The 24,324-nt window shown below is 37.5% G+C and carries 16 protein-coding genes; 12 read left to right on the plus strand and 4 right to left on the minus strand.

Going from position 1 to position 24,324, the window contains the following annotated elements:
* Positions 1-249 precede the first annotated feature (249 nt).
* Positions 250-876: a gluconate 2-dehydrogenase subunit 3 family protein gene (locus AC0L6O_RS14435; RefSeq protein WP_473303325.1), complete on the plus strand. Its 627-nt coding sequence runs from the start codon at positions 250-252 to the stop codon at positions 874-876.
* Positions 877-907: 31 nt separating this feature from the next.
* Positions 908-2,617, plus strand: a complete 1,710-nt coding sequence (locus AC0L6O_RS14440) for a GMC oxidoreductase (RefSeq protein ID WP_473303326.1) — start codon at positions 908-910, stop codon at positions 2,615-2,617.
* 77 nt (positions 2,618-2,694) lie between these two features.
* Here AC0L6O_RS14440 and AC0L6O_RS14445 read toward each other — a convergent pair whose 3' ends face one another.
* Positions 2,695-3,564, minus strand: coding sequence for an inositol oxygenase family protein (locus AC0L6O_RS14445; protein WP_473303327.1), 870 nt, complete (start codon positions 3,562-3,564; stop codon positions 2,695-2,697).
* Between the two features lie 108 nt (positions 3,565-3,672).
* Between AC0L6O_RS14445 and AC0L6O_RS14450 the strand changes: the two genes are divergently transcribed.
* From AC0L6O_RS14450 to AC0L6O_RS14495, 10 genes are all read left to right on the plus strand, one after another.
* Positions 3,673-5,241, plus strand: coding sequence for a solute:sodium symporter family transporter (locus AC0L6O_RS14450; RefSeq protein WP_473303328.1), 1,569 nt, complete (start codon positions 3,673-3,675; stop codon positions 5,239-5,241).
* 190 nt (positions 5,242-5,431) lie between these two features.
* Entirely contained in the window at positions 5,432-6,334 is a 903-nt protein-coding gene (locus AC0L6O_RS14455) for a hypothetical protein (protein WP_473303330.1), read from the plus strand.
* A 260-nt stretch (positions 6,335-6,594) separates the two neighbouring features.
* On the plus strand, positions 6,595-7,317 hold the full coding sequence (locus tag AC0L6O_RS14460) for a TlpA family protein disulfide reductase (protein ID WP_473303331.1): 723 nt from the start codon (positions 6,595-6,597) through the stop codon (positions 7,315-7,317).
* 327 nt (positions 7,318-7,644) lie between these two features.
* Entirely contained in the window at positions 7,645-8,520 is an 876-nt protein-coding gene (locus AC0L6O_RS14465; protein ID WP_473303332.1) for a tetratricopeptide repeat protein, read from the plus strand.
* Between the two features lie 198 nt (positions 8,521-8,718).
* Positions 8,719-9,870: a glycoside hydrolase family 5 protein gene (locus AC0L6O_RS14470; protein ID WP_473303333.1), complete on the plus strand. Its 1,152-nt coding sequence runs from the start codon at positions 8,719-8,721 to the stop codon at positions 9,868-9,870.
* Positions 9,863-12,616, plus strand: a complete 2,754-nt coding sequence (locus AC0L6O_RS14475) for a family 78 glycoside hydrolase catalytic domain (RefSeq protein ID WP_473303335.1) — start codon at positions 9,863-9,865, stop codon at positions 12,614-12,616. The genes AC0L6O_RS14470 and AC0L6O_RS14475 overlap by 8 nt, the downstream gene beginning before the upstream one ends.
* A gap of 146 nt (positions 12,617-12,762) precedes the next feature.
* Complete coding sequence (locus tag AC0L6O_RS14480; RefSeq protein ID WP_473303337.1) at positions 12,763-14,325, plus strand: glycoside hydrolase family 28 protein; 1,563 nt, start codon at positions 12,763-12,765, stop codon at positions 14,323-14,325.
* Positions 14,326-14,396: 71 nt separating this feature from the next.
* The gene (locus AC0L6O_RS14485; RefSeq protein ID WP_473303339.1) at positions 14,397-16,838 is read left to right on the plus strand and encodes a glycosyl hydrolase 115 family protein; all 2,442 of its coding nucleotides are present in this window, start codon (positions 14,397-14,399) and stop codon (positions 16,836-16,838) included.
* Between the two features lie 171 nt (positions 16,839-17,009).
* A complete protein-coding gene (gene fabV, locus AC0L6O_RS14490; protein ID WP_473303340.1) occupies positions 17,010-18,197 on the plus strand; it encodes an enoyl-ACP reductase FabV in 1,188 nt (395 codons plus the stop codon).
* Positions 18,198-18,373: 176 nt separating this feature from the next.
* Positions 18,374-19,270: a YqiA/YcfP family alpha/beta fold hydrolase gene (locus AC0L6O_RS14495; RefSeq protein ID WP_473303342.1), complete on the plus strand. Its 897-nt coding sequence runs from the start codon at positions 18,374-18,376 to the stop codon at positions 19,268-19,270.
* 27 nt (positions 19,271-19,297) lie between these two features.
* Here the strand turns inward: AC0L6O_RS14495 and AC0L6O_RS14500 are convergent, their stop codons facing one another.
* The 3 genes from AC0L6O_RS14500 to AC0L6O_RS14510 form a co-directional block, all read right to left on the minus strand.
* Positions 19,298-21,730: a TonB-dependent receptor gene (locus AC0L6O_RS14500; RefSeq protein WP_473303343.1), complete on the minus strand. Its 2,433-nt coding sequence runs from the start codon at positions 21,728-21,730 to the stop codon at positions 19,298-19,300.
* Between the two features lie 208 nt (positions 21,731-21,938).
* A complete protein-coding gene (locus tag AC0L6O_RS14505; protein WP_473303344.1) occupies positions 21,939-22,922 on the minus strand; it encodes an SH3 domain-containing protein in 984 nt (327 codons plus the stop codon).
* A gap of 159 nt (positions 22,923-23,081) precedes the next feature.
* A complete protein-coding gene (locus tag AC0L6O_RS14510; protein ID WP_473303346.1) occupies positions 23,082-23,927 on the minus strand; it encodes an alpha/beta hydrolase in 846 nt (281 codons plus the stop codon).
* Positions 23,928-24,324 lie beyond the last annotated feature (397 nt).

Below are 24,324 nucleotides of genomic sequence, written 5' to 3' on the forward strand. Positions count from 1 at the left end.
GATTAAATTATTTCAAGATTAACTTCCTATAAAAACACTGCTTCCAAGCTCTAATTCGCCTCTAAAAGAGCATTGCACTTTCTAAAAATGGCCAAATAGACTAAAAAGGGCATTTCATCATTTCGTACAAACGTTTGCGTTAAATAATCAGAGGAAAAACCGCCCAATTCTTGTCTTAAAGGCTAATTGCCCTTAAATTCACCTTTTCATAGTAATATTTCATTTTAATCTATAAATAAGCGACGACAATTGAATAGAAGAGAAGCATTAAATCGCGTTGCCATTCTTATGGGAGGAGCTGTTTCAGCCCCTACAATTATGGCATTAATGGAAGGTTGTACTCCTAAAGACACAGCCAGCACTCCATTTAACCTATCAGCCGACTACCAAAGTCTTGTAGCTGAAATAGCTGAGGTTATAATTCCTACCACTGATACTCCTGGAGCCAAAGAAGCTGGTGTGGGGCCTTTCATAGAAACAATGCTGAGGGATTGCTATTCTGATGCCCAAGGAGTACACTTCAAAAAAGGCTTAGAGGCTCTAGAAAGTAAGTCAAAAGAACTTGGAGGTTCATTTGTATCATTAAGTAATGAACAAAAAAACGAAGTTCTAAAAGGCATGGAAGCTGCTGCTAGCACCGAAAAAGAAGAAGCGGAAAAAGTTAAAGAGATTGACGCTGAAACAGGAAAAGTTAAAGATGATGGAAAAGCTGCTGAAAAAGTGACACCTTTCTTTAACATCATGAAAGAGCTTACCTTATTTGGATACTTTACTTCTGAAATTGGTGCAACACAAGAATTAGATTATGTGCCTATCCCAGGAAGATATGAAGGATGTATTCCATTAAAAGAAGGTCAAAAAGCCTACGCACTGTAAGGCAAACTAAAATTTAAAAGAAACTTTAAGAATGAATATTCAAGGAAAAGCAAAGGAACAAAACACCTTTGATGCCATAGTAGTAGGTTCTGGTGTGTCTGGAGGATGGGCAGCCAAAGAACTAACAGAAAAAGGCTTAAAAGTATTGATGTTAGAAAGAGGTCGTGACGTGGTTCATGTTAGCGGCTATGAAGACATGATGAAAGAATCATGGGATTTCCCTCACAGAGGTAGATTAGACAAAACAGCTGCAGAAGAATACTGGGCTGTTAAAAGAACAGGATACGCGGCTAATGAAGGAAATCGTGGACTATTTGAAAAAGATATAGACCATCCTTATAAAGAAAAAAGAAGATTTGACTGGATTCGTGGATACCATACCGGAGGTCGTTCTTTAATGTGGGGACGTCAGTCTTACAGATGGAATGAAAAAGATTTCACAGCCAACTTAGAAGATGGAAACGGTGTAGACTGGCCTATCAGATATGGTGATTTAGCTCCATGGTATGACTATGTAGAGAAATTTGCTGGTATTTCTGGTCAAAAAGAAAACTGGGATGTACTTCCTGACGGTCAATTTCAAAAACCAATGGAAATGAACTGCGTAGAGCAGCATTTCAGAGAGCAACTAGAAAATAAATTTGATGGCAGACACGCCACTATTGGTCGTGTAGCCCATTTGACAGAACCTACCGAAGAGCAAACTGCTTTAGGAAGAGGTAGCTGTCAATTTAGAAACAAGTGTATTAGAGGGTGTCCTTATGGAGCTTACTTTAGTACGCAATCTGCTACTTTGCCTGCGGCAAAGAAAACAGAGAACCTGACTTTAATAAACGACAAGATTGTTTACGAAGTAATCTATGATGACGATTTAGGAAAAGCCACTGGTGTAAGAGCCATTGACCAAAATACTAAAGAAGAAATAGAGTATTTCGCTAAAATTATATTCTTGAATGCATCGGCTATTAATTCTGCTTGGATTATGATGCAGTCAAAATCTAAAAGACACCCAAATGGTTTAGGTAACCTTTCTGACCAGTTAGGAAGAAACATCATGGACCACCACTTATCTTCTGGAGCCGGTGGAGTTATTGACGGTTGGGAAGACAAATACTACTATGGTAACAGACCAAACGGAATCTATATTCCTAGGTTTACAAACTGGGGCAGCGACAAAAGAGATTTCGTAAGAGGTTTTGGTTATCAAGGAAGAGCTCAAAGAAGAAGAGGAGTTCCTACTGATGCTACTTTTGGAGCCACTTTCAAAGAATCAGCGACTATTCCAGGACAATGGACTATGGGTATTGGAGGTTTTGGTGAAACATTACCTAGCGAGTCAAACCTTATGACTTTAACTGACGAAAAAGACCAGTGGGGTCTTCCAGTTATTGAATTTGATGCTTGGTGGGGAGATAATGAGCAAAAAATGAGAGTAGCTATGCGTGACGAAGCCATCGCCATGCTAGAAGCTGCTGGTTTCCAAGATGTAAATGGTTACAAAGACGAGGAGAAATCTCCTGGAATTGGTATTCATGAAATGGGAACTGCAAGAATGGGTAGAGAAGAAAAAACTTCTGTTCTTAACAAGAACAATCAAGTTTGGGGTGCTGAAAACGTATTCGTTACTGACGGAGCGGCTATGACTTCATCTTCTTGTGTAAACCCTTCTTTAACTTATATGGCCTTAACCGCCAGAGCTGCTGATTTTGCAGTAAATGAGTTAAAGAAAATGAATATGTAATTTATTCAAAACTATAAAACAAAAATGCCTCTTAGGATTTCCTAAGGGGCATTTCTTATATACATCTATTTTTTATCTTAAAACTTCAAAGTACTTGGTAAGTATTTAGCTACCAAATCTTCATAGTAAGGTCTCAAAGCCTTTGCATCAGGAGGTGTAGGCACTTTTGAGTAAAGATCATAAGGGTTAAACTTATCTACCCATTTAAACATCTCGTGATCATGCTTTGTCATTAGGTGACTATAAGCATTCTCTTTATGCTGCGGGTAAAAAGAATGATACCTTATCATATATAAAGCCTCCTCTGGTAGGTAGTTTTTTGTCATCTGATATAGGTACTCATCATGTCCCCAGCTCATCTTAACATTCTCTAAGCCACAGTTTGGCTCATAAACACCATATTTAGTATTATATCGCTCGTCCTTACTGTCTGGATTTGCTTCAAAAAACTCTGGATAAACTATTTTATCAGAGTGTTTACAACCCACTGGGAATGTATCTCCTACTACCGCCCATTGAGGCTCACCGAAAAGACATAAGACCTTACCCATGTCATGCATAAAACCGGTTAGCACAAACCAATCTGGATGCCCGTCTGCACGGATGGCTTCTGAAGTTTGTAACAAATGCTGAAGCTGATCTAAAGAAGTATCAGGGTCGGAATCATCTACCAAAGTATTTAAGAAATCCACTGCCTCCCAAAGAGACATTTCTTTCTTATCAAACTTCAAAAATTCCTCTTCTTTTTTTGTAACAAAATCATAAGTTTGATAGGTATGATTGAGTTTATAAAACTCTTTTACGGTATCTACCCTCTCAGAATCAGTATAATTTCTGTATTCTTCCTTTTCTTTGGTTTCTTCTGGATACCTCTTTAACAGGTCATCTTCCCATTCTTCTATGCTGGCTAATGGATTCAGCTCCTTTTTTGAAAAAGATTTATTCATATTTTCGTATTTATTTCTACCAAATTTCACATGAATTCTTTGAATTACAAAACTTTTGATGCCTAAGATTTTTAAACTAATTTGGCTCTCAAACCCTAACCCATAGTAATGATATTAACTCTTATTGGCTTCTTTGGCTTCACTTTAGCCGTAATTTTATTTGTCTGGTACAGACTTAAAAATGAAAACCTTAGCAGCGAAAAAGGCTATTTTTTAGCAGGCAAATCTTTAACCGGTCCTGTCATAGCAGCCTCCATGTTATTGACCAACATTTCTACCGAACACCTCATAGGAATGAACGGTAATTCTTATAAAAACGGAATTATTGTAATTGCTTGGGAAGTGACCTCCGCCATTGCTTTAGTGATTGCCGCTTTATACTTTTTACCTCGCTATATTAAAATGGGATTAACCACTATCCCTGAATATTTAGAAAGTCGTTTTGACTCATTAACCCGAACTTTAGTCGCCTCATTTTTGATGGTATCTTTTGTGGTGACACTTTTACCTATTGTATTATACTCTGGAGCTTTAAACTTAGAAAGCATTTTTGACATTTCTGTCAACTTGGGAATATCACAAACGGAGGGCCTTTGGTACACCGTAGTGGTCATAGGCCTTATAGGTTCTGCATATGCCATTTTTGGCGGCTTAAAAGCGGTGGCCTACTCCGATACATTGAATGGCATAGGTCTTTTGTTCTGTGGACTACTTATTCCTGTTTTAGCACTCTGGCAAATTGGGGATGGCAGTATGCTTACTGGATTAAACAAAGTCTACGAATTTGCTCCTGAGAAATTCAACATTATAGGTTCCGAAGACTCCGTACTCCCCTTTTCTGTTCTTTTCACAGGACTTATGATAAATCAATTGTACTTCTGGGGAATGAATCAAACCATCATTCAAAGAGCTCTTGGAGCCAAGAACTTAGCAGAAGCTCAAAAAGGACTGCTTTACACGGGTGTCCTTAAGATATTTATCCCTTTGGTAATTGTATTACCAGGTTTAATAGCCTTCTATTATTTTCAAACTGAATACTATGACAATCCTGACATCATTTATCCTTTATTAGTAAAGAAGGTATTACCAGCTGGCCTTACAGGTCTTTTTGCGGCAGTGATACTTGGAGCCGTTTTAAGTACATTCAATAGCGTTCTTAACTCCGCATCCACCATTTTCTGTTTTGACCTTTATAAAAAGCATTTCAATAAAAACATTTCTGAGGCTAAACTTGTAATAACAGGAAAGTGGGTAGCCGTTATTCTAGCAGTCTTCTCTATTGTAGCGGCTCCATTAGTAGCCAAAGCACCTGAAGGACTTTATCAAATGCTACAGCAATTGAATGGAATTTTCTTTATTCCTATTGCTTCTATATTAATGGCTGGCTTTTTCACCAAATCTGTTAATGCTAATGGTGCCAAAGCAGGGCTGTTCTTTGGTTTTCTTTTCTACATTCTGACTACCTTCATCTTTGACTCAGGCATTCACTTTGTGCATATTTGGGGTATTGAGTTCGTACTCAATTTTGTTATCATGATTTTGGTTTCAAAACAATTCCCAACAGATAAAGTAGTAGTAGAGCTAGTAAAAGACGTTTCAAAACCTTGGAAGTGGGCAAATGTAATGGGCTTAGTCTTAGTTATCATTACCGTTCTGATTTACTATTTACTATCGTAGAGCCAATAAATTAAGGTTTTGCTTCTATGAGTTTTCCTTTGGACATATGTTCCAAAGGAAAATTGACTTCGTCCATGAAGGTTTCCAATCACTTCCAAACATTTATATTAGCGTTTGAAAAAGGATGGATATGGTTAATGTGTGCTGTATCGGTCGTTGTGCTTTATACCCAAAAATGGCGAAAATCTGAATGACAAATAAAAAAATATCACCACAAGCAGTTATGGCTTTGAAAGAAGCTTTATCTGTCATTACTTGGAAAAAAGATGATTTAAGGGATTTTTTAAAACTCTCAATGGACAATACTGCAATTATTGGTTCTATAAATTGGAGTGGAACAAAAAGGGAAAGTGTAAAAGAATTAGTCGAACGAATGACTAATCAACTTGATTTATACAAAACTGACTTAATGAATTTATTGCTTGTAGTTACAGATTTAACAGATTTTCCACAATTGGACTTTTGGGATGAAGATGGAACTAAAAAAGCAAAAGCAAAAAAAGCAGTAGAGAATCTAAGAAAGCATACTAAAGGCTACATTCAAATCACGAAAGAACAAGAACAAGCTAAAGTAAGAAGAGAAAAAACTGAATCTAGAATTGCGAAAAACAAATCTTTACAAGATGAATTAAGTACTTTAAGATTGCTGTTTAATAAATTGGCTATGAATACAAATTTTCAACAACGAGGATTTGAATTTGAAAAGTTTCTTATTGAATTATTTCAACTCTTTGAGCTTGACCCAAAAAGTTCTTTTAAGAATTACGGAGAACAAATAGATGGAGCATTTACATTTGATGGAACTGACTATTTAATGGAAGCTAAATGGAAACAGCAAGTAAATAGAACTGATTTAGCTACTTTCACCTTTAAAGTCGAGAGTAAATTAAAGATTGCAATGGGACTTCTTGTTACAGTTGATGGATTGACACCTGAAGCTATTTCACCAGATTTTAAGTCTATAATTATCATGGATGGATTGGATATAATTTCAATTCTTGATGGACGAGTAAGCTTACCTGATTTATTATATAAAAAAAGACGTAAAGCTATTGAAACAGGAAACATTTATATTCCATTTAACCAATTATGAAAAAGTACTCTGCTCTCCGAAGCTTGTAGCTTCGGTGTGGTGATTACAAACCTCTGGTTTGGACAGGTATTAGGATTAAACCAACCGAAGGCGGGCGGGCACTCCTGCGAAGCCAAGCTTCGCAGACAAAATCTGGGCTTTTCCCTAAGGCTTTTAACTATTTTCAAAGACTAAAAAAACATTATATTCGTGGACCATATATATTAGATATAGTTAACGCGTATACCACATCTAGTCTCTATCCACAATCCATTAATAAGATGAAAAACCCGAATTTCCTAACATTCAGCTTAGCAGTACTACTGCTGCTAGCCTTTCTAAGCAATTGTTCTAACAAGCCGGAACCAGACTATTATAAGAACCTCTTTACTGGAGATATTTTGGATAAACTTGAATTTCAGGAATTTCGGGATAGTCTTTATGCTATGGAGTTCGATTCAATTGAAGGTGAGAAAATGGTTAACCTAAATTTCAAAAAACAGACCAACTCAAATGGCTCCATAATTCAACCTTTCAATTATTCAATAAGAGTGGGAATGGAATACTTAGTTAGAGAGCACTCTTATGACAAGCTCGGGTTAACAATTCCTAAAAGAACTTTCTCAACCATTGACGGAGACAGTATTAAAATCGGCGGTAATCAGGCCAAACCAACTCTAATTAACCTTTGGTTTGTTGGATGTACAGGATGTGTACAGGAAATGCCTGAACTCAATCGAATTAAATCGAAATATGGTGATCAAGTGAACTTTGTTTCTATGACTTTTGACGAGAAGCCTAAAGTATTAAAATTCTTATCGCGAACTGACTTTAGATTCATCCACATCGTGAATGTCGAAGAATACATCAAACAAATTGGAAGCAGTCCCTATCCAGAGAACATATTCATCAATAAGAAAGGGAACATTGAATTTATTGAAGGAGGAGTATTCGGTGAGAAAGTGGAATATTTTGAAAGCCTTTTAGACAAACTAATAAAGTAGAAATATGGCTATTAGAGTAGACAGATCCATCAGTTGTGCCCGTTTTTAAGGAGGATTCACTGCCTCCTTTTGCTTTAATCTCCACAGGGTCTTTGATCCCGGCCAAACAAACTAGGACAGTTATATTAGGGAAAAATGTTAATCTTGAACTTCTAAAACAACCATCCCCTTTCCCAGAGTCTCCAAAGGAACTCTGAATTTTCCCCAAAGACTGCTCTAAAGCTTTCCTAATACTTTCAAACAATTATATTAGTGTTATATATAATGTATATGGTAACTTCTGCTATATCTAGTCGTTATACCTTATAAAGACAGAAAATATAAATAATGAAAAAAATAGGATTAACGCTATTATGTCTAGGTATAATAACTATCGCCTATACTCAGGACAAACCAAAAGATAACCAAGAACTAATAGAAATTTATAAAAATGACCAAGCAGATAGACAAACAGATAATATCGATTGGAACGTTGTTACAAAAAGAGATAATTTAAGAGAAATAAGAATTTATGAATTGCTAGACTCAAATAAAGTACAAACGTCTAAGGACTATCATAACGCTGCAATGATTTTCCAGCATGGAGGAAATTCTACCGCTTATGGGATGGCAGTAAAATTGATGCGAAAATCAATTGAATTAGATTCTACTGCGAATAAATGGCTTCTAGCTGCTGCAATTGACAGATACCGATTAAGTAAAGGTGAACCTCAAATTTACGGAACTCAATTTATTCGATATGGACAAGGCAAGCCTTGGGAAAGGTCAAAGATGGACACAACTATAATAAGTGATATAGAAAGAAAAGAATATGGGGTAGAAACCCTAGCCGAACAGAAAGTGAAACTGAAAAGTATGAACAGTAAAAAACTTTCTGAATTATTAGAAGACGGTAAAACTGTGAATGAAATAATTGGATTTATAAAAAATGAAGAAGTTGCTACGTCACAGTATGACATTTCCGAAAATGGAATAAATTCTTTTGGATACAAAATTCTAAGAAATGACAAAAAACAGGATGCTTTAAATATTTTTAAATTGAATACAGAGATGTATCCCGACAAGTATAACACTTTTGACAGTTATGGTGAATGCTTGTTACTCTTAGGAAGAAAAGAAGATGGAATAAACGCTTATAAAAAGTCACTAGAACTTAATCCTAAAAACAAGAATGCTGAAACAATAATCGAACAGAATAAATAACAGAAGTACAACAATTAGGCTCCAATCTAGCGATAACGGCTCTTCGACTATGTCAGGACAGACTTCGGTTAATTTGAGTCCCAATAACTATCGAGATTGAGCTCAAGAACCAGACATTCTCCTATTGCAGCATATTCAAACAAAGTAGGACAGCGTTCTTTGAAAAAAGCATTAAACTTGAATTTCTAAAACAACCCTATGAAACAAAACTCAAGAAGAGACTTCATAAAGAAATCAAGCCTAGCTACCACTGCTATTTTAGTAGGAGCAGATAGAGCCTTTAGCCAAGAAGTAAGTATCAAAAAAAATGCTATTCCTAAATGGAAAGGCTTTAACTTTTTAGACTTCTTTTCGCCTAACCCTGCCACCCAAAGAGAACAAACGCCTGAGGAGTTTTTCAAGTGGATGCAAGACTGGGGTTTTGATTTTGTGAGAATTCCAATGGCTTATCCTAGCTATATTGATTTTGATAGAAGTAAAGATATCAGCATTGAAGACGTCAGGAATATTGACAGGGCTGCTACAGATAGAGTTGAAAACTTGGTTTACATGGCTCAGAAATATGGGCATCATGTAAGTTTAAACATTCATAGAGCACCCGGTTACTGTATAAATGCAGGTTTTCATGAACCTTATAATATTTGGACAGACCAACAGGCAGAAGACGATTTTTGCTACCACTGGAAATTTTGGGCGGAGCGATTTAAGTCGCACAGCTCCAAAAAAATGAGCTTCGATTTACTAAACGAACCTAGCTGGCGTGACGACATGAACGACCAGTTTGGTAAGAAAACAAAACTACCTGGTGATGTTTATAGAAAACTAGTTCTAGCAGCTAAAACTGCCATACACGAGGTTAACCCCAAAAGGTTAATAGTGGCCGATGGCAATGAGGTAGGTAGTAAAGTTACACCAGAACTGATAGACCTTAAAGTGGCACAAAGCTGCCGTGGATATGCACCTGGTATTATTTCTCACTATGCCGCTCCGTGGGTTTTTAAAGACACCTCTAACTTGCCAGAACTAAAATACCCAGGACAAGTAGGCGACCAATACCTGAGCAAAAAAATGTTAGAAGACATGTATGCTCCATGGATTGAACTAAAAAATCAAGGCATAGGCGTACACTGTGGCGAATGCGGCTGTTATAATAAAACCCCACATGATGTTTTCTTGGCATGGTTTAAAGACCTCACGGGCATATTAAGTGAGCATGACATAGGTTTTGCCCTATGGGAGTTTAAAGGCTCTTTTGGAATTCTAGACTCTGGAAGAGAAGATGTAGATTATGAAGACTGGTACGGTCATAAACTAGACAGAAAACTATTAACCTTATTGCAAAATGCGTAAAAACGTCCTACTCCTACTTTTTACTTTTAGTTTAGCTTCCATAGCTCAAGCACAGTTACAGGTAGATAAACTGACCTGCGAATACCTAGAAAATCCTAGGGTAATAGACCATGTGAACCCTCGCCTTGCTTGGATAAATACATCTAAGAATAAGGTAAGAGCTCAGAAACAAACTGCTTATCAAATTAGAGTAGCCAGCAGTCAACATGGACTTTCTACACCCGACTTGTGGGATTCTAAAAAGGTTAATTCAGAAGAGAATAACAGAATAGTTTATAGCGGTAAAGCCTTAAATTCTCGTCAAGAATGCTGGTGGCAAGTAAGAACTTGGGATAAAGACGGCGTGGCAGGCGAATGGTCAGAACCTGCTTTCTGGCGAATGGGCTTATTAGAAAAGTCTGACTGGCAAGCCAAATGGATAGGTGCACCATGGCAAGGAGAAGAAGCCATTCCGAAACCAGGAGGCGGCCCTCAAAAGAAAACGGAAATACTACCTCCTCCCGCTCCCCTACTTCGTAAAACCTTTCAGGTTAATAAAGAAGTGGCAAAAGCGGTGGTGTTCACTACAGGTTTAGGCTATTTTGAACTTTACGCCAATGGCAAAAAAGTAGGAAACGATGTATTGGTACCCAATCAAACCAACTACGGTAAAAGACCTGCTTTAAACGATGCCTACATTGCAGTTCCCGACGAATTTGCAGCATATAAAGTCATGTACTTGGCTTATGACATTACCTCCAGTTTAAAACAAGGAAAAAACGCTATTGGCGGAATACTGGGAAATGGTTTTTACAATGCTCCTAGATTCTGGACAGCATCTTACGGAAGTCCTCGTTTTATAGCACAGCTTCATGTCACTTATACAGACGGCACAGAAGAAATCATAGCCACCGACGAAACATGGAAAGCAGCTAAATCACCTATTCTAGTTGACCTAGTTTATGATGGAGAAGTTTATGATGCTAGAAAAGAAATTTCAGGTTGGTCAAATGCAGGTTTCAATGACGAAGCTTGGCAACACGCAATTATTAGAGAGGCTCCTTATGGTGATTTGGTAGCTCATACCGCAGAAACCGACAAAGTCACAAAGCAGTATGCTCCTACCAACATACAAAAACTAGGCAAAGGGCATTATAAAGTGGATTTTCCTGAGGAAATTTCGGGTTGGTTAAAACTGGTCAATGTAACAGGCCCTGCGGGTCAAAAAGTACATATCACCTTTAACGCAAACCTTTACTCTGGTGAAAACACATACATTTTTAAAGGAGATGGATTAGAACAATACGCTCCAAGGTTTAACTGGTTTGTATTTTCAGGTGTAGAAATAACCAACTGGCCAGGCGAATTAAAGGCGGAAAACTTAATAGCAGAAGCTGTCAATACTGATTTACAAGAAAAAGCCACTTTTGAAACTTCAAATGACCTTTTTAATCAACTACATAAGATTTGGAAACGCAGTCAATTAGATAATACCCATGGTGGTATAGCCTCTGATTGCCCTCACAGAGAACGCTCCGGCTACACGGGAGATGCACAAGTAACCTGCAACACCGTGATGCATAATTATGATGCCCAAGCCTTTTATCAAAAATGGGTGACAGACATGCGTGATGCTCAAATTCCAGAAACGGGCTATGTACCAAATGGAGCTCCTTGGCAGCCAGGCTGCGGTGGTGGTGTGGCTTGGGGTGCAGCCATAAACATTATTCCCTGGGAATTTTATCAGCAGTATGGTTCTAAAGATATTTTGGCAGATAATTATGAGGCCATGAAAGGCTATGTTCGCTACATGAACACTTGGCAAACCCCAGAAGGCACCATGTTTAGTCAGCGAGAAGGTCATGACGGAAAGCCACTTAAATGGTGGAATCTGGGTGAATGGGCTGGCGTATGTAATGACTGCCTTCCTCCCGATGAGCTGGTACATACTTTTTATATGTGGCTCGGCAATGACATCACCGGAAAAACTGCTGATGTTTTAGGTCAATCAAAAGAAGCTGCCCTATACAGAAAGCAGGCAGAAGAAGTCAAAACCGCTTTTCAAGAGAAATTTTACAATCCAGAAACTAAATCTTTCGGAAAGTATGGAGCTAATATTTTTGCTCTTAAAATGGGCTTACCTGCTAACCTAAAAGCAGCTGTATTGACCTCACTTAAAAATTACATTGAAGAAAATGATGGCCATTTTGACACAGGAATATTTGGTACACGCTATTTCTTTGAAGTTTTAAGCGAAAACAATTTAAGCGAAGTGGCTTATGATGCTCTAAATAAAAGAAGCGAACCTAGTTTTGGCCGCTGGGTAGAACTAGGAAGTACCACCACTAGAGAGCATTGGTCGGAGTCTGGGAGTTATAATCACCCTATGTTTGGTGGCGGTTTAGCTTGGTTTTACACCAATTTGGCAGGCATGCAAACCGATGAAGCCGAGCCCGGTTATAAGCACATTATTTTCCAACCAGAAATTGATAATGACCTACAGTTTGCCAACTATGCTACTCAGACCCCTTACGGTGAGGCAGCCATCAGATGGGAAAAAATTTCTGACGACATTTTGAGTGTATTTATAGAAGTACCTGTGGGAAGTGAAGCTACTTTACATGCTCCATATAAAGAAATCACAAAAGTTTTAGAAAGCGGAAAATCATACAAGAAAAGTAAAGGTGTAAAGAAGTCAAAAGGAAAGAAGAATGTTTCCTTCCGACTAAAAAGCGGTTCCTACTCTTTTGATTTTTCTAGAAATTGATTGATAGCACACATATTTCACACGCCTACCTGTCGGCAGACAGGGATTTAAAATCCTCCGAATAAGGCTATTCAAACTTTTGATTATATCTTGGAGACTATTTTGCTACGCATCAAATGGTGTGTGATCAAGAATCTCTATTGACAATGATTTTGAAGAAAAAAATACTTTTACCCCTTACTACGCTTATTCTAATTTGCCTGACCATCTGTAATGCCTATGCTCAAGAAAACCTTATCACTAATTATGGTGCCATAGGCGATGGGAAAACGCTAAACACAGAAGCCCTTCAAAAGGCCATTGACGCTACCTATGCAAAAGGCGGCGGCAAGTTAATTGTGCCGAAAGGCAAATACCTAACAGGAACTATTGAACTTAAAAGTAATGTAGAGCTTCATCTTCAAAAGGACGCCACCATTTTAGGAAGTACTGTTCCTGGGCATTACAGAAGTCTTGAAATGAAAGGCAGACCAGAGAGCCCGAAAAAAGACGACAATTCACAATTAGCCCTTATAGTGGCCTACAAAGCCAATAACATTTCAATTTCAGGAACGGGAACCATAGACGGTCAAGGGCGAGCACTTGCACTGCATGTTGATAGCCTTCATCATGCTGGAATTGTTATTGACCCAGATTACTCTAGAAGGTCAAACAGGCCAAACGAAAAAATGAGGCCTAAGCTTCTTCGTTTTTCTACTTGCGAAAATGTGAGTCTTACGCAAACAAATTTCAGAAACTCTGCTTGTTGGGGACTTTCATTTGAGCTTTGTACTAACTTAACATTAGATGGTTTAACCATATACAACCGTGCCTATTGGAACAATGACGGCATGGACATAACAGACTCTAAAAATGTAAGAATCACCAATTGCGATGTCAACTCTGCTGACGATGGTATTTGCCTTAAATCATATTACTTAGGCTACGCCAATGAGTCGGTTTACATTGCCAACTGTACCATACGCTCTGGAGCCAGTGCCATAAAATTTGGGACGGCGTCTTACGGTGGTTTCAAAAATGTTACCATTGAAAACATCCAAGTTTTTGACACTTATCGCTCAGCCATTGCTCTTGAATCTGTAGATGGAGGAATCATTGAAAACATTAAAGTGTCAAACGTGGTGGCAAAAAACACGGGCAACTCCATTTTTATCCGATTAGGGCATCGTGACGGAAAACAACCTGGAATTATCAGAAACGTGCACATGAAAAACATTAAGGTGCAGGTTCCGCTGGGGCGTCCTGACATCAACTATGATATACGTGCTAGAGAGCCTAGTCAGCATCATAACCCCTACCCAGCCTCTATTACGGGCATTCCAGGGCATAATGTAGAAAACGTGGTGCTTGAAAACATTGAAATAACTTCACCCGGCAGAGCCAACAAAGGACAAGCTTATGTACCATTAAGCAGATTAAAAGATGTTCCTGAAGAAATCAGGGGCTATCCTGAATTTACTATGTTTCCAGAATTGCCATCTTGGGCTTTTTACGTTCGCCATGCTGAGGGCATTCAAATGAAAAATGTAAGCCTAAAACTTGACGATTATGATTTCAGGCCTGCATTGGTTTTTGATGATGTAAAAGGCATTGATTTAGATAATGTCAAATTCCCAGAAAGTTTAAAGCACAGTCAGATAGTTTTAAAAGATGTTACTGCCTTTAAAACCAATGCCGCAAACAACAAGCAGGTTCGAGTGATGGATTGAGTTTTTAAAGAAACGCTGCTTTGAATTAAAAAAAGGCTTCATCCAGAGCCTCAAATAAACTTTAACAAGAAATGAACAAATATTTTATATTACTGATGTATGCTCTTTTGGCATCATGTCAATCGCAAAACTTTACCATCAATCAAGAATCATCGAATGCCAATATTTATGTTGATTCAAACGCGGATGAACTAATAAAATGGGCTGCAAATGACATTGCCAAAGACCTAGAAAAAATAATTGGTAGAGAAATTCCGGTGAACTACGTTGATAAAGTCCTGCCCGAAAACAAAGGGATTTACATAGGGCAGTTTAATAATAAATTGATACAGAGTTTAGAGGAAAACTTTGACACAGATTTAAACAATGCATGGGAAAAATTCATCATTAAGAAAGACCAAGACAACCTTTTCATAGTTGGTAGCGACATTAGAGGTACTGTATATGGTGTGTTTGATGTAGCTGAAAAAATCGGCATTTCACCATGGAAATGGTGGGCAGATGTGCATCCTGAAAACACGGGTTCAATCACATTAGATTTACCTGAGAATGGATTTATTGACAGCCCTTCGGTGCAATATCGTGGTATATTCTTAAACGATGAAGATTGGGCTTTGCAACCTTGGGCAGCTAAAACATTTGAACCAGAAACTGGTGACATAGGCCCTAAAACCTACGAGAAAATATTTCAACTCTTGTTACGATTAAAGGCAAATACCATTTGGCCTGCTATGCATCCATCTACCAAGGCATTTTTTACCATTGAGGGAAACCGAGCTATGGCTGAGAAATATCAGATAGCTATAGGGACTTCGCATGCAGAACCCATGCTAAGAAATAATGTAGACGAATGGGACCACGAAATTTATGGGGACTTTAATTATTTCACCAACAAAGAAAAAGTAAAAGAGTATTGGCAAAAACGAATTTCTGAAACCAAAAACGGAAACAATGTCATAAGCATGGGAATGCGTGGAATACATGACTCTGGCATGCAGGGAAATGCGACACAAGAAGAAAAGGTAGCACTCCTGGAAAATATCATTCAAGACCAAAGAGAAATGCTCACCAAGACTATCGATAAACCAATACAAGAAATACCACAGGTTTTCACCATTTATAAAGAAGTTTTAGACCTGTATAATAATGGTTTGAAAGTACCTGAGGATGTTACGCTCATTTGGACTGATGACAATTATGGTTATATCAGAAGATTAAGCGATAAAGAAGAAAGGCAACGAAAAGGTGGTAGTGGTGTATATTATCACCTAAGTTACTGGGGAAGGCCACATGACCATCTATGGCTTTCAAGCTCGCAGCCAGGCTTAACGTGGTATGAAATGTCTAGAGCCTATCAAAATGGAGCAAATAAAATATGGATTGCGAATGTGGGCGATATCAAACCAGGAGAATATAACATGGAGTTTTTCCTTGATTTAGCTTGGGATGTCAACAGCATCAATGAATCTTCCATCAAAAAGCATTTAGTGGATTGGAATCACAGAGAGTTTGGAAAAGATAAGGCTCAGGAGATTGCGGATGTGTATGAAGAATATTACCGTTTAGCTTTTTTGCGAAAGCCAGAATATATGGGTTGGAGTAGAACTGAACCCAAAACACCGACTAGAATGACTGAGTTTAGCCCAGAAGAAGCTCAAAGAAGAATGGATGCGTATTCGGAATTGGTAAAAAAAGTAGAAGAAATAAAGGCCGATATCTCAAAAGAACGTTTGGATGCTTTCTTCCAACTGGTAGAATATCCTATCAAAGGTGCGGCTCTTATGAATGAGAAATTTCTTTATGCTCAGCAATCATTTTTGAGCACTGATGCTACTGAGAAAAAAACATTGGCTAATAAGTCGCAAGAAGCCTATGAAGCTATAGTGAGCTCAACTGCAGTGTATAATAAGACTATTAGTGATGGTAAGTTGGACGGCATGATGTCAATGAATCCACGCGAACTGGCTGTTTACAATATGCCAGACTATCATTTAGCGGATACTACCGTTTCTCTAGAAAACAAAACTGAACAACACAGCCCAAAATTTATTCAAGCTAGTGAATTTTCAGTAGCAGAAGATGCTGAAAACTACCAGTGGAAGGTTATTGAAGGATTGGGGTATAGCAACGCAAGTGTAACTTTATTCCCCTTTGAAAATCACGTATTCAATAATGTAAAGCCTTCTTTGAGTTATAATTTCGACATTGAAAAAACTGGCACTTATCAGTTGGAACTTCGTTTCTTACCTACACATGCTAACAATTTTGACCATAAGATTTGGCTATCTGTAAATGATAGTGAAGCCAAAGCCTATGAGATAAACACAAAAGGAAGAAGTGAAGCTTGGAAAGAAAATGTGCTAAGGAATTTTGGCTCTATCAGCTACCCTATTGTGATTGATAAAACAGGAAAGCAGACTTTAAAGGTATCTGTCAATCAGCCAGGAATAGTATTTGACCAACTGGCCATTAGCCCAGAAAATCATCAAAAATTCTATGAAATAGTTAAATAAAGAGTAGATAAGCTCACCAAAGTGATTTCGGTTTCTTTAATACAATCTAAAGCCAGTATAGCTAAAAGAGGGCTAAGGTTTGAAAATGACAACCATTTAAATTAAAATCACCGATATTTGGAGCTATAAACGAAATCGACTCATTGACACAATATAAAACAGACGATTTAAATGATAATAGAACCTAGAACCCGTGGATTTATCTGCATCACATCTCACCCTAAAGGATGTGAAAAAAATGTATTAGACCAGATTGATTATATAAAATCAAAAGGCAAAATAGAAGGTGCTAAAAAAGTGCTGGTAATTGGAGCATCTACCGGTTTTGGTATTGCATCAAGAATAGCCAGTGCCTTTGGCTCAGAGGCCTCTACCATCGGAGTGTATTTTGAAAAACCTCCTGCAGAAGGCAAAACAGCCTCTTCTGGTTGGTATAACACAGCAGCACTAGAAACTGCAGCTCATAAAGAAGGAATTTATGCTAAAAGTATAAATGGTGATGCATTTTCTAATGAAGTAAAACAGCAAACCATAGACTTAATAAAAGAAGACCTTGGTCAAATAGACTTATTGATTTATAGCCTTGCTTCTCCTGTGAGAACACATCCTACCACGGGTGTTAGGCATAAATCTACTCTGAAACCTATAGGTGGCAGCTACACCAATAAAACTGTAGATTTTCATACGGGTGAGGTAAAAGAAATCACTATTGAACCATCTACTGGAGACGATATTGAAAATACAGTAGCCGTTATGGGGGGCGAAGATTGGGACATGTGGGTAAATGCTTTGATGAAAGAAAACTTACTTTCTTCTGATTTTAAGACCGTAGCTTACTCTTATATTGGCCCAAAACTTACGGAAGCGGTATACAGAAAAGGCACTATTGGCCAAGCTAAAGAGCACCTAGAAAAAACCGCGTTTACTATCACAGATGCTTTAAAAGCTATCAATGGGAAAGCGTACGTATCTGTCAATAAAGCACTGGTAACTCAGTCAAGTTCGGCTATTCCGGTTATTCCACTATACATTTCTTTGCTATATAAAGTAATGAAGGAGAATGATGTGCATGAAGGCTGTATTGAACAAATTCATCGCTTATATGCTGAAAGATTATTCCTTAATGAAACTCCTTTAGATTCAAAAGGTAGAATTCGAATTGACGATTGGGAAATGCGTGATGACATTCAAGAAAAAGTAGCAGCATTATGGAAAGAAGCTACGACAGAAAGTCTTCCAACCATAGGAGATTTAGAAGGTTATAAAACTGAATTTTTCAATCTTTTCGGTTTCCATTGCGATGGCGTTGACTATGATTTGGATGCAAACGAAATGGTGGAGATTCCAGGGTTACAATAACATTTGGCGTTCCTGAAGTGGACTTCAAGATTAAGGCTGTATCAGGTTAAATACCTTTTACAGCCTTTTTTATGCACTTTAGAAGCATTACTCAAAAAATATATTAGACCAATAAATATAAATTTCTTTTCTAACTTAGGTCTTGCTATCAATACCCTTAGCTTAAAACTGACTTAATGATGAGACACAGCTTATCGTACTACCTTACTTTATTCATTATTAAGATAAAAGGACTAAAAAACGACTTTAGCAAAGACCCCATTGATTTCAAAAAAATAAGAAAAGAAGATGTTCATCAGCCTAAAGCAGGGCTTTTTAGACATTATGCCCTAAGAAACTTCAAGATAAAAAACAGCTTAATCACAGAAATAAAGCAGAAAGAGCCCTCTAAGAAACTTCTAATTTATATACATGGAGGTGCATTTATTTCCGGACCTTCAAAACACCATTGGGATGTTATAAAAGATATTCTTGAGCAAACCAATCAAAATATTTGGATGTGTGATTACCCAAAGGCTCCTGAAAGTAAAATACATGTCATTTCAGACAACATAGACGCGGTTTATAGTATGGCCTTGGAAAGATATCCGTCAAAAAATATTACCCTAATTGGTGATTCAGTAGGTGGTACTTTAGTCGCAGCTTTAACGCAAAGACTTATCAAAAGAAATATTGATTTACCCCAGCAAATCATTCTGGTATCTCCAGTGATGGATGCCACTATGTCAAATCCAGAAATTGATGAAATAGATAAAACAGACCCTATGTTATCAAAAATTGGTGTAAAAAGTGCAAAGAGAATGTGTGCCGAGAATGACGACCTAAGCCAAGAAATGATTTCTCCTATCAACGGCAGCTTTCACAACTTTCCGAAGACCATGATGTTTTTGGCAACAAATGATATCACCTACCCCGACCAGAAATTAGCTACTCAAAAGTTAAAGGAGGCAAGTGTCAATATTGAGATAATAATAGGAAACAGCATGCCTCATATTTGGCCATTCCTACCTGTCATGAAAGAAGCTAAAACCGCTTTAAAAATGATTGTGGATAGCTTAAGTAAAACCGACTAACATATCCATCAATATTACCACTCTCTCTTAAAACTCCACTATAATTCCAATACTTGGTGTTGGCTGACCACTTGGTTCGTTCAAAATAAGTGGAATGGCATTACTTCCATCCTGCATCAGGCTCAAACCATCTGTTGTTGCAAAGTCCGTATTGTCCGCATTTCTTTGAAAAGTAAAATTAGGTACGGATTGATTTTTAGCACCAAAAACATTTTGAACATCTAGGAAAAGGTCTAAAGACCAATTCTTAAAATTCAATTGTTTATCAATTCGAATATCCATTTGGTTGAATGCCTTTAATCGAATAGAATTCAACTGTGAATTGTCAAAGATTCCACTTCCGATGCTTAGATAGTTCCTTTGCGAAGCTTCTAAATCAAAAGGAGAATATGGGCTACCACCAGCAAAACGATGCTTAACGCCAAGCTCCCAATTATTTTTAAGCTTTAAACCATAGATGAATGAAAGCAAATGCTTGTTATCCCATGAAGACGGGAAAAGCTCTGTTTCAAAACCATCAAAAAGGCTTCTAACATAGGTGTATGAAAAAGTCAAAAACTGCTTCTTGGTTAGCTTCTTTTGCATGAAAAACTCCAAACCATAAGCTCTCCCGCCTCCTACCGACGTCACTTTTTCATTGCCAATAGCACCAAAACCACCACCTAAATTAGCTAGCGAAATATTTTCAAAAGCAGAGACAGGATAGTTGGAATAATCTTTATAAAAGCCTTCTACAGTAAAGCGTAAATCTGCCTTTGGTAAGTACTCAAAACCAGCTGCGTAATGAATGGTATTGATGTATTCATTGTCTCTGTTGGCAAAATCCCCTTCATCATTTTTAAAGCCCAAAACTGTATAAATAGGTAGTTTATAATATGAACCCCATGCGGCATTAAAACGAACTTGGTCGGAGAAAGGATAAGAAAAAGATACACGAGGCGATAGTGTTTTCAATCCCTTATTGCCATTGTCGGTAAAACTGTTCATATCTGTTCGGATACCTGCAGATACACTTACCTGATTTTGGAAAGTCTTACCTACCTGAGCAAAAAGTCCATATTTCCAGAAATTAATATTCGTATTGAAATTATTGGCAACTTCTGACTGCAATACGTCACCTTCGTCGTTTCTTATTTCAGGGCGTATTAGTGCAAAGAAATTATTGTCATAAGCCACATTTTGAAGCATGGCACCATAGCTATAGGTAAAGCCATTTGAATATTTTTTAACGTTAAGTCTAAGTTTGTTTTCTACTTCATTAGAAGTACTCAAAAAATTACGCGTATCAGGGTCTTTAACGGTATTGTCTTCAAAACGTTCTAGTTGATTATTGAAATGATTTCTGCTTAAGCTTAAACTAATAACACCATTTTCAACCCTACGCTTTAAAGTAGCTCCCGCTGTATAATTCCATTGGTCAATGAAGGAATTTGAACGAAGTATGTAAATATTCTCTGGAGAAGCATCTTTAGGAACCGCGAATTTGAAAAAGTCTATAGCTCCTACGCCAATCAAATCGATAGAGGTTTTATCATTGATTTTATGTGAGATTTTTGTTTGAAAATCCCAATAGTCTGGACGAATAGGTAAATCTAAAAGCGTAAAAAGAAAAGAAAGATAAGAACGCCTAGCAGACACTAAATAAGTAGTTTTAGGACCAAGAGGACCATCAAAAGTGGCTGCGAATTCACTGGCACTTAGTCGTAAATTTCCTTGCAGTTTTTCGGAGTTCCCTTCCCTTTGCTTAAACTGAAATACACCAGAAAGGCTATTGTCAAACTGAGCATTAAAAGCAGAAGTTGACAGTTTAATATCCTCTATAAAAGAAATATTGATGATACCTGCTGGCCCACCAGCACTTCCTTGCGTAGTAAAATGGTTTAAAATAGGAATTTCAATATCATCCAGATAATAAACATTTTCGTTTGGTCCACCACCTCTTAAAATAATGTCGTTTCTAAAACCACCACCACCCGTAGTTCCTGCCACGCCCGGTAAAGCTTGTATTACCTTCGACACATCAAAATTTCCCCCAGGGTTGCTTTTTATCTCCTCGGTGGTAAGCTGCTGAACAGATAAAGGCGTGAGAACATCAGAAGCTATGGCCGACCTCTTTTTTTTCTGAACCACCGTCACTTCATTCAGAAGTTCCTCTGACGGACTCATGTCAAAGTTGAGTGAAAGTGAGTTTCCAGAAGTTAAATCAATGTTAAATTTGATGATATCTGAATAACCAATGTAAGTAACTTTAATGTTATAAGTACCAACAGGAAGCTCTAGCGTGTATTTACCGTCAATATCAGCAGAAGCCGCCATGGTAGTTCCTTCTACCGCAATAGTAGCACCAATTAAAGGTTCTTCTGTATTGACGTCTTTAACGGTTCCGTATATGCTTCCTGTTTGAGCTTTTAAGGTGGTAAAACTCAAAAGCAATAAAAGGACGATGAGATTATTTTTCATTCTTAATTTGTAGAATACTATCCACAAAGATACAGAATGTTTAACCAGAAATATATTCAATTAAACAAAATGTGATGTATATCACAAAAAGGAGTATTTCACTAAGCAATAAGTTGATTTAAGCTAAAGCTTAATCAATGTTAACTCCTTAACGATACGGGCGTAGAAGTAGATAGACTAGGAATTATTCAACCTCATGACATACAACTCAAAAATCCAAAAAGCTGTCTTTAACCCATTTATTATCCAAACTAACCCTGCACCATCCATTGCTCCTTTCGTACACAAAAACCTCCTGATTTTTCAGAAATGAACCCACTTTAGCAAAAGAAGTACCTGGCCCGCTTCGTACATTTAGTACGCTGGCATTCACCTCTACCCGCTCTACATCATCGGTATACCTTGCAGAAACCCAGTGCTGCTGAGATGAAGAAATCCGATACCAATTATTTTGCTCTTCATACACCCTTAAAACAGAACCTAAAACTAAGGCTTCTCTGTCGCTAGCCTTTGAAGAAGATGATGTAGGCAAAACCCTGACATTTAAAGCACTGGCTGTTACCGTGGCATATTTCAGTAACACGGGCACAGGTGCTATCACACCGCCTGTCATGGCATTTCTTACCAGAGGTAAAAAGTTATTTTCGCAATCTTCCACTTTATTTCCTCCAAAAAAGTCACTACCTGGGCAAGTTTTGTTTAGACCTTCTCCGTTATGTCTAGAGCCTGTAGAAAGATTAAACCAATGATGGTAAACTACTTTATCTGTACTGGCAGGTATACTAAATTTCTTACAAATAGCCGCGGTGGCTCGCACTATGGCTTCTGATTGAGCCTGATTCATAGTATCTACACCAGTATCAAAAAAGCCCACATTTTCAATACAAATAGCCCCCGAATTATTTCCGTAAATACAAGCTGGAGTAAGCTCCAAACTCCTTCCCGTTACAATGACGCCATCAGGAAAAATAGAGAAATGCTGCCCAATATCTAGCCAACCGTTACTACCAACATGATAGTCCCTCATATTTCTTTGAAGTTGAAAATGATTGGAGCCATTAAAATGCTGATAACTTGGTGCTACCGTATGGTGCTGTTGCAAATAAATCACCGTACGGCCGACTCTGAAATTGGCAATCCAATTTTCAAATTCGGAAATATCCATTTTAGTAAAACCGTATTTCGTTTCCATGCCTTTTTTTAATTAAAGCTATCTCTATGGCAGATGGAATTCAAATTGCGGTAACGTTTTTTATTATTCGGTAAAGGTCTAAATATCATAGATTGACATCGCTATCAGACTTCATTTGATATCAAAACTCATCACTTTATACAGTTCATTATCCCTGGTCTATCGATTAGAATCTATAAACTTCACAATCTCATTATACCGCTTATTCCATGGGAAAATGAATTGTCGCATCATAGGCACATGCTTCTTAGGCAGATAATTTATCTCTAGATTGGCTTGATATTGATTCATCTTTTTGACAAACTCTTTATTACCCGCGATAATGGAAGAATAGGTTTTGGTTCCCGTATAAACGTAAAGTGGTGGCACTTTTTCTGACAAAAAGTAGATAGGCGAAGCGTCTTTCCAGTTTTCCTCATTTTCTGTCCAAGTGACATCATAATGGCCGTTTTTATTTGGTGGATTCTTTTTTAGATAGGAATACATATCTAATCCAGCTGCATCATTAAGAATAATTCCTTTGACTAAATTTATGTTTTCTAGGTACTTAGGATTAGTACCTACCAGAGCTATCAAATGACCACCTGCTGAGTGTCCCATTAAAAATATTTCATTCGGATTCCCCTTATGTTTCGAAATATTTTCATGTGTCCATTTAATGGCTGCTGCCACCTCCTTTGCCATGGTATTATAATTGCCATCGGGGCTTAAAGTATACCCTGGAATGACAGTGACTAGGTCTTTCTTGGCAAAATTTCGACCAAGGAAGGTATAAATTTCTTTGCCTCCCGAATTCCAATTTCCTCCATGTATAAAAATTACAACAGGGCTATTCTCCGCTTTATCAGGAGTATAAACATCTAACTTAGGAAACGATTCTACTAAAGCTTGAGAGCTTTTCAAATATGAAATGTCAATTGCTTTTTGGGTAGTACAACTGGCAATTAAGAAAGAGACAAAGAGAAATTTAAGGTGTTTGAACATGCTAATTATATATGCTGCCATTTGAAGTGTAACTTATATACTGTCTTTCAATGGAATAAGTTTATCCAAAGATAGGTTGATTTATAAACTTGTAAAATCAAAGCTTATGATTCAGCCCAGTCTTAGATTAAAGCTATTCCATAAAACCCGGCATCGACACCTCAGAATTAATACCTTTAAAACGTCTAAACTCTAGGTCTTTTTACCATTTATGAAAAGCCATCACTTGATGGGTCTTTGTTTTTTTTTGCGTGATAGTTGGACTTTATGAAAAAATTAGGAAAATCCTGTGTATTATAGACACCGAAATAAGCTATAATTAGTTTAGTAAATCTAAGACCAAAAGTGAAGCTATCTTAACTAATATAACTTCAAAAAACACAATACAAACAGTATAACTAGCAAATGAGAACCCAAA

It is taken from the genome of Arcticibacterium sp. GJ41-1 (assembly GCF_055808875.1).

What these genes read in the sequence shown, in the direction of transcription:
- AC0L6O_RS14475 (WP_473303335.1), top strand. Translation starts at nt 9,863, where the DNA reads ATGCGTAAAAACGTCCTACTCCTACTTTTTACTTTTAGTTTAGCTTCC.
- AC0L6O_RS14450 (WP_473303328.1), top strand. Translation starts at nt 3,673, where the DNA reads ATGATATTAACTCTTATTGGCTTCTTTGGCTTCACTTTAGCCGTAATT.
- AC0L6O_RS14455 (WP_473303330.1), top strand. Translation starts at nt 5,432, where the DNA reads ATGACAAATAAAAAAATATCACCACAAGCAGTTATGGCTTTGAAAGAA.
- AC0L6O_RS14465 (WP_473303332.1), top strand. Translation starts at nt 7,645, where the DNA reads ATGAAAAAAATAGGATTAACGCTATTATGTCTAGGTATAATAACTATC.
- AC0L6O_RS14460 (WP_473303331.1), top strand. Translation starts at nt 6,595, where the DNA reads ATGAAAAACCCGAATTTCCTAACATTCAGCTTAGCAGTACTACTGCTG.
- AC0L6O_RS14485 (WP_473303339.1), top strand. Translation starts at nt 14,397, where the DNA reads ATGAACAAATATTTTATATTACTGATGTATGCTCTTTTGGCATCATGT.
- AC0L6O_RS14480 (WP_473303337.1), top strand. Translation starts at nt 12,763, where the DNA reads ATGATTTTGAAGAAAAAAATACTTTTACCCCTTACTACGCTTATTCTA.
- AC0L6O_RS14500 (WP_473303343.1), bottom strand. Translation starts at nt 21,730, where the DNA reads ATGAAAAATAATCTCATCGTCCTTTTATTGCTTTTGAGTTTTACCACC.
- fabV (WP_473303340.1), top strand. Translation starts at nt 17,010, where the DNA reads ATGATAATAGAACCTAGAACCCGTGGATTTATCTGCATCACATCTCAC.
- AC0L6O_RS14470 (WP_473303333.1), top strand. Translation starts at nt 8,719, where the DNA reads ATGAAACAAAACTCAAGAAGAGACTTCATAAAGAAATCAAGCCTAGCT.
- AC0L6O_RS14495 (WP_473303342.1), top strand. Translation starts at nt 18,374, where the DNA reads ATGATGAGACACAGCTTATCGTACTACCTTACTTTATTCATTATTAAG.
- AC0L6O_RS14440 (WP_473303326.1), top strand. Translation starts at nt 908, where the DNA reads ATGAATATTCAAGGAAAAGCAAAGGAACAAAACACCTTTGATGCCATA.
- AC0L6O_RS14505 (WP_473303344.1), bottom strand. Translation starts at nt 22,922, where the DNA reads ATGGAAACGAAATACGGTTTTACTAAAATGGATATTTCCGAATTTGAA.
- AC0L6O_RS14445 (WP_473303327.1), bottom strand. Translation starts at nt 3,564, where the DNA reads ATGAATAAATCTTTTTCAAAAAAGGAGCTGAATCCATTAGCCAGCATA.
- AC0L6O_RS14510 (WP_473303346.1), bottom strand. Translation starts at nt 23,927, where the DNA reads ATGGCAGCATATATAATTAGCATGTTCAAACACCTTAAATTTCTCTTT.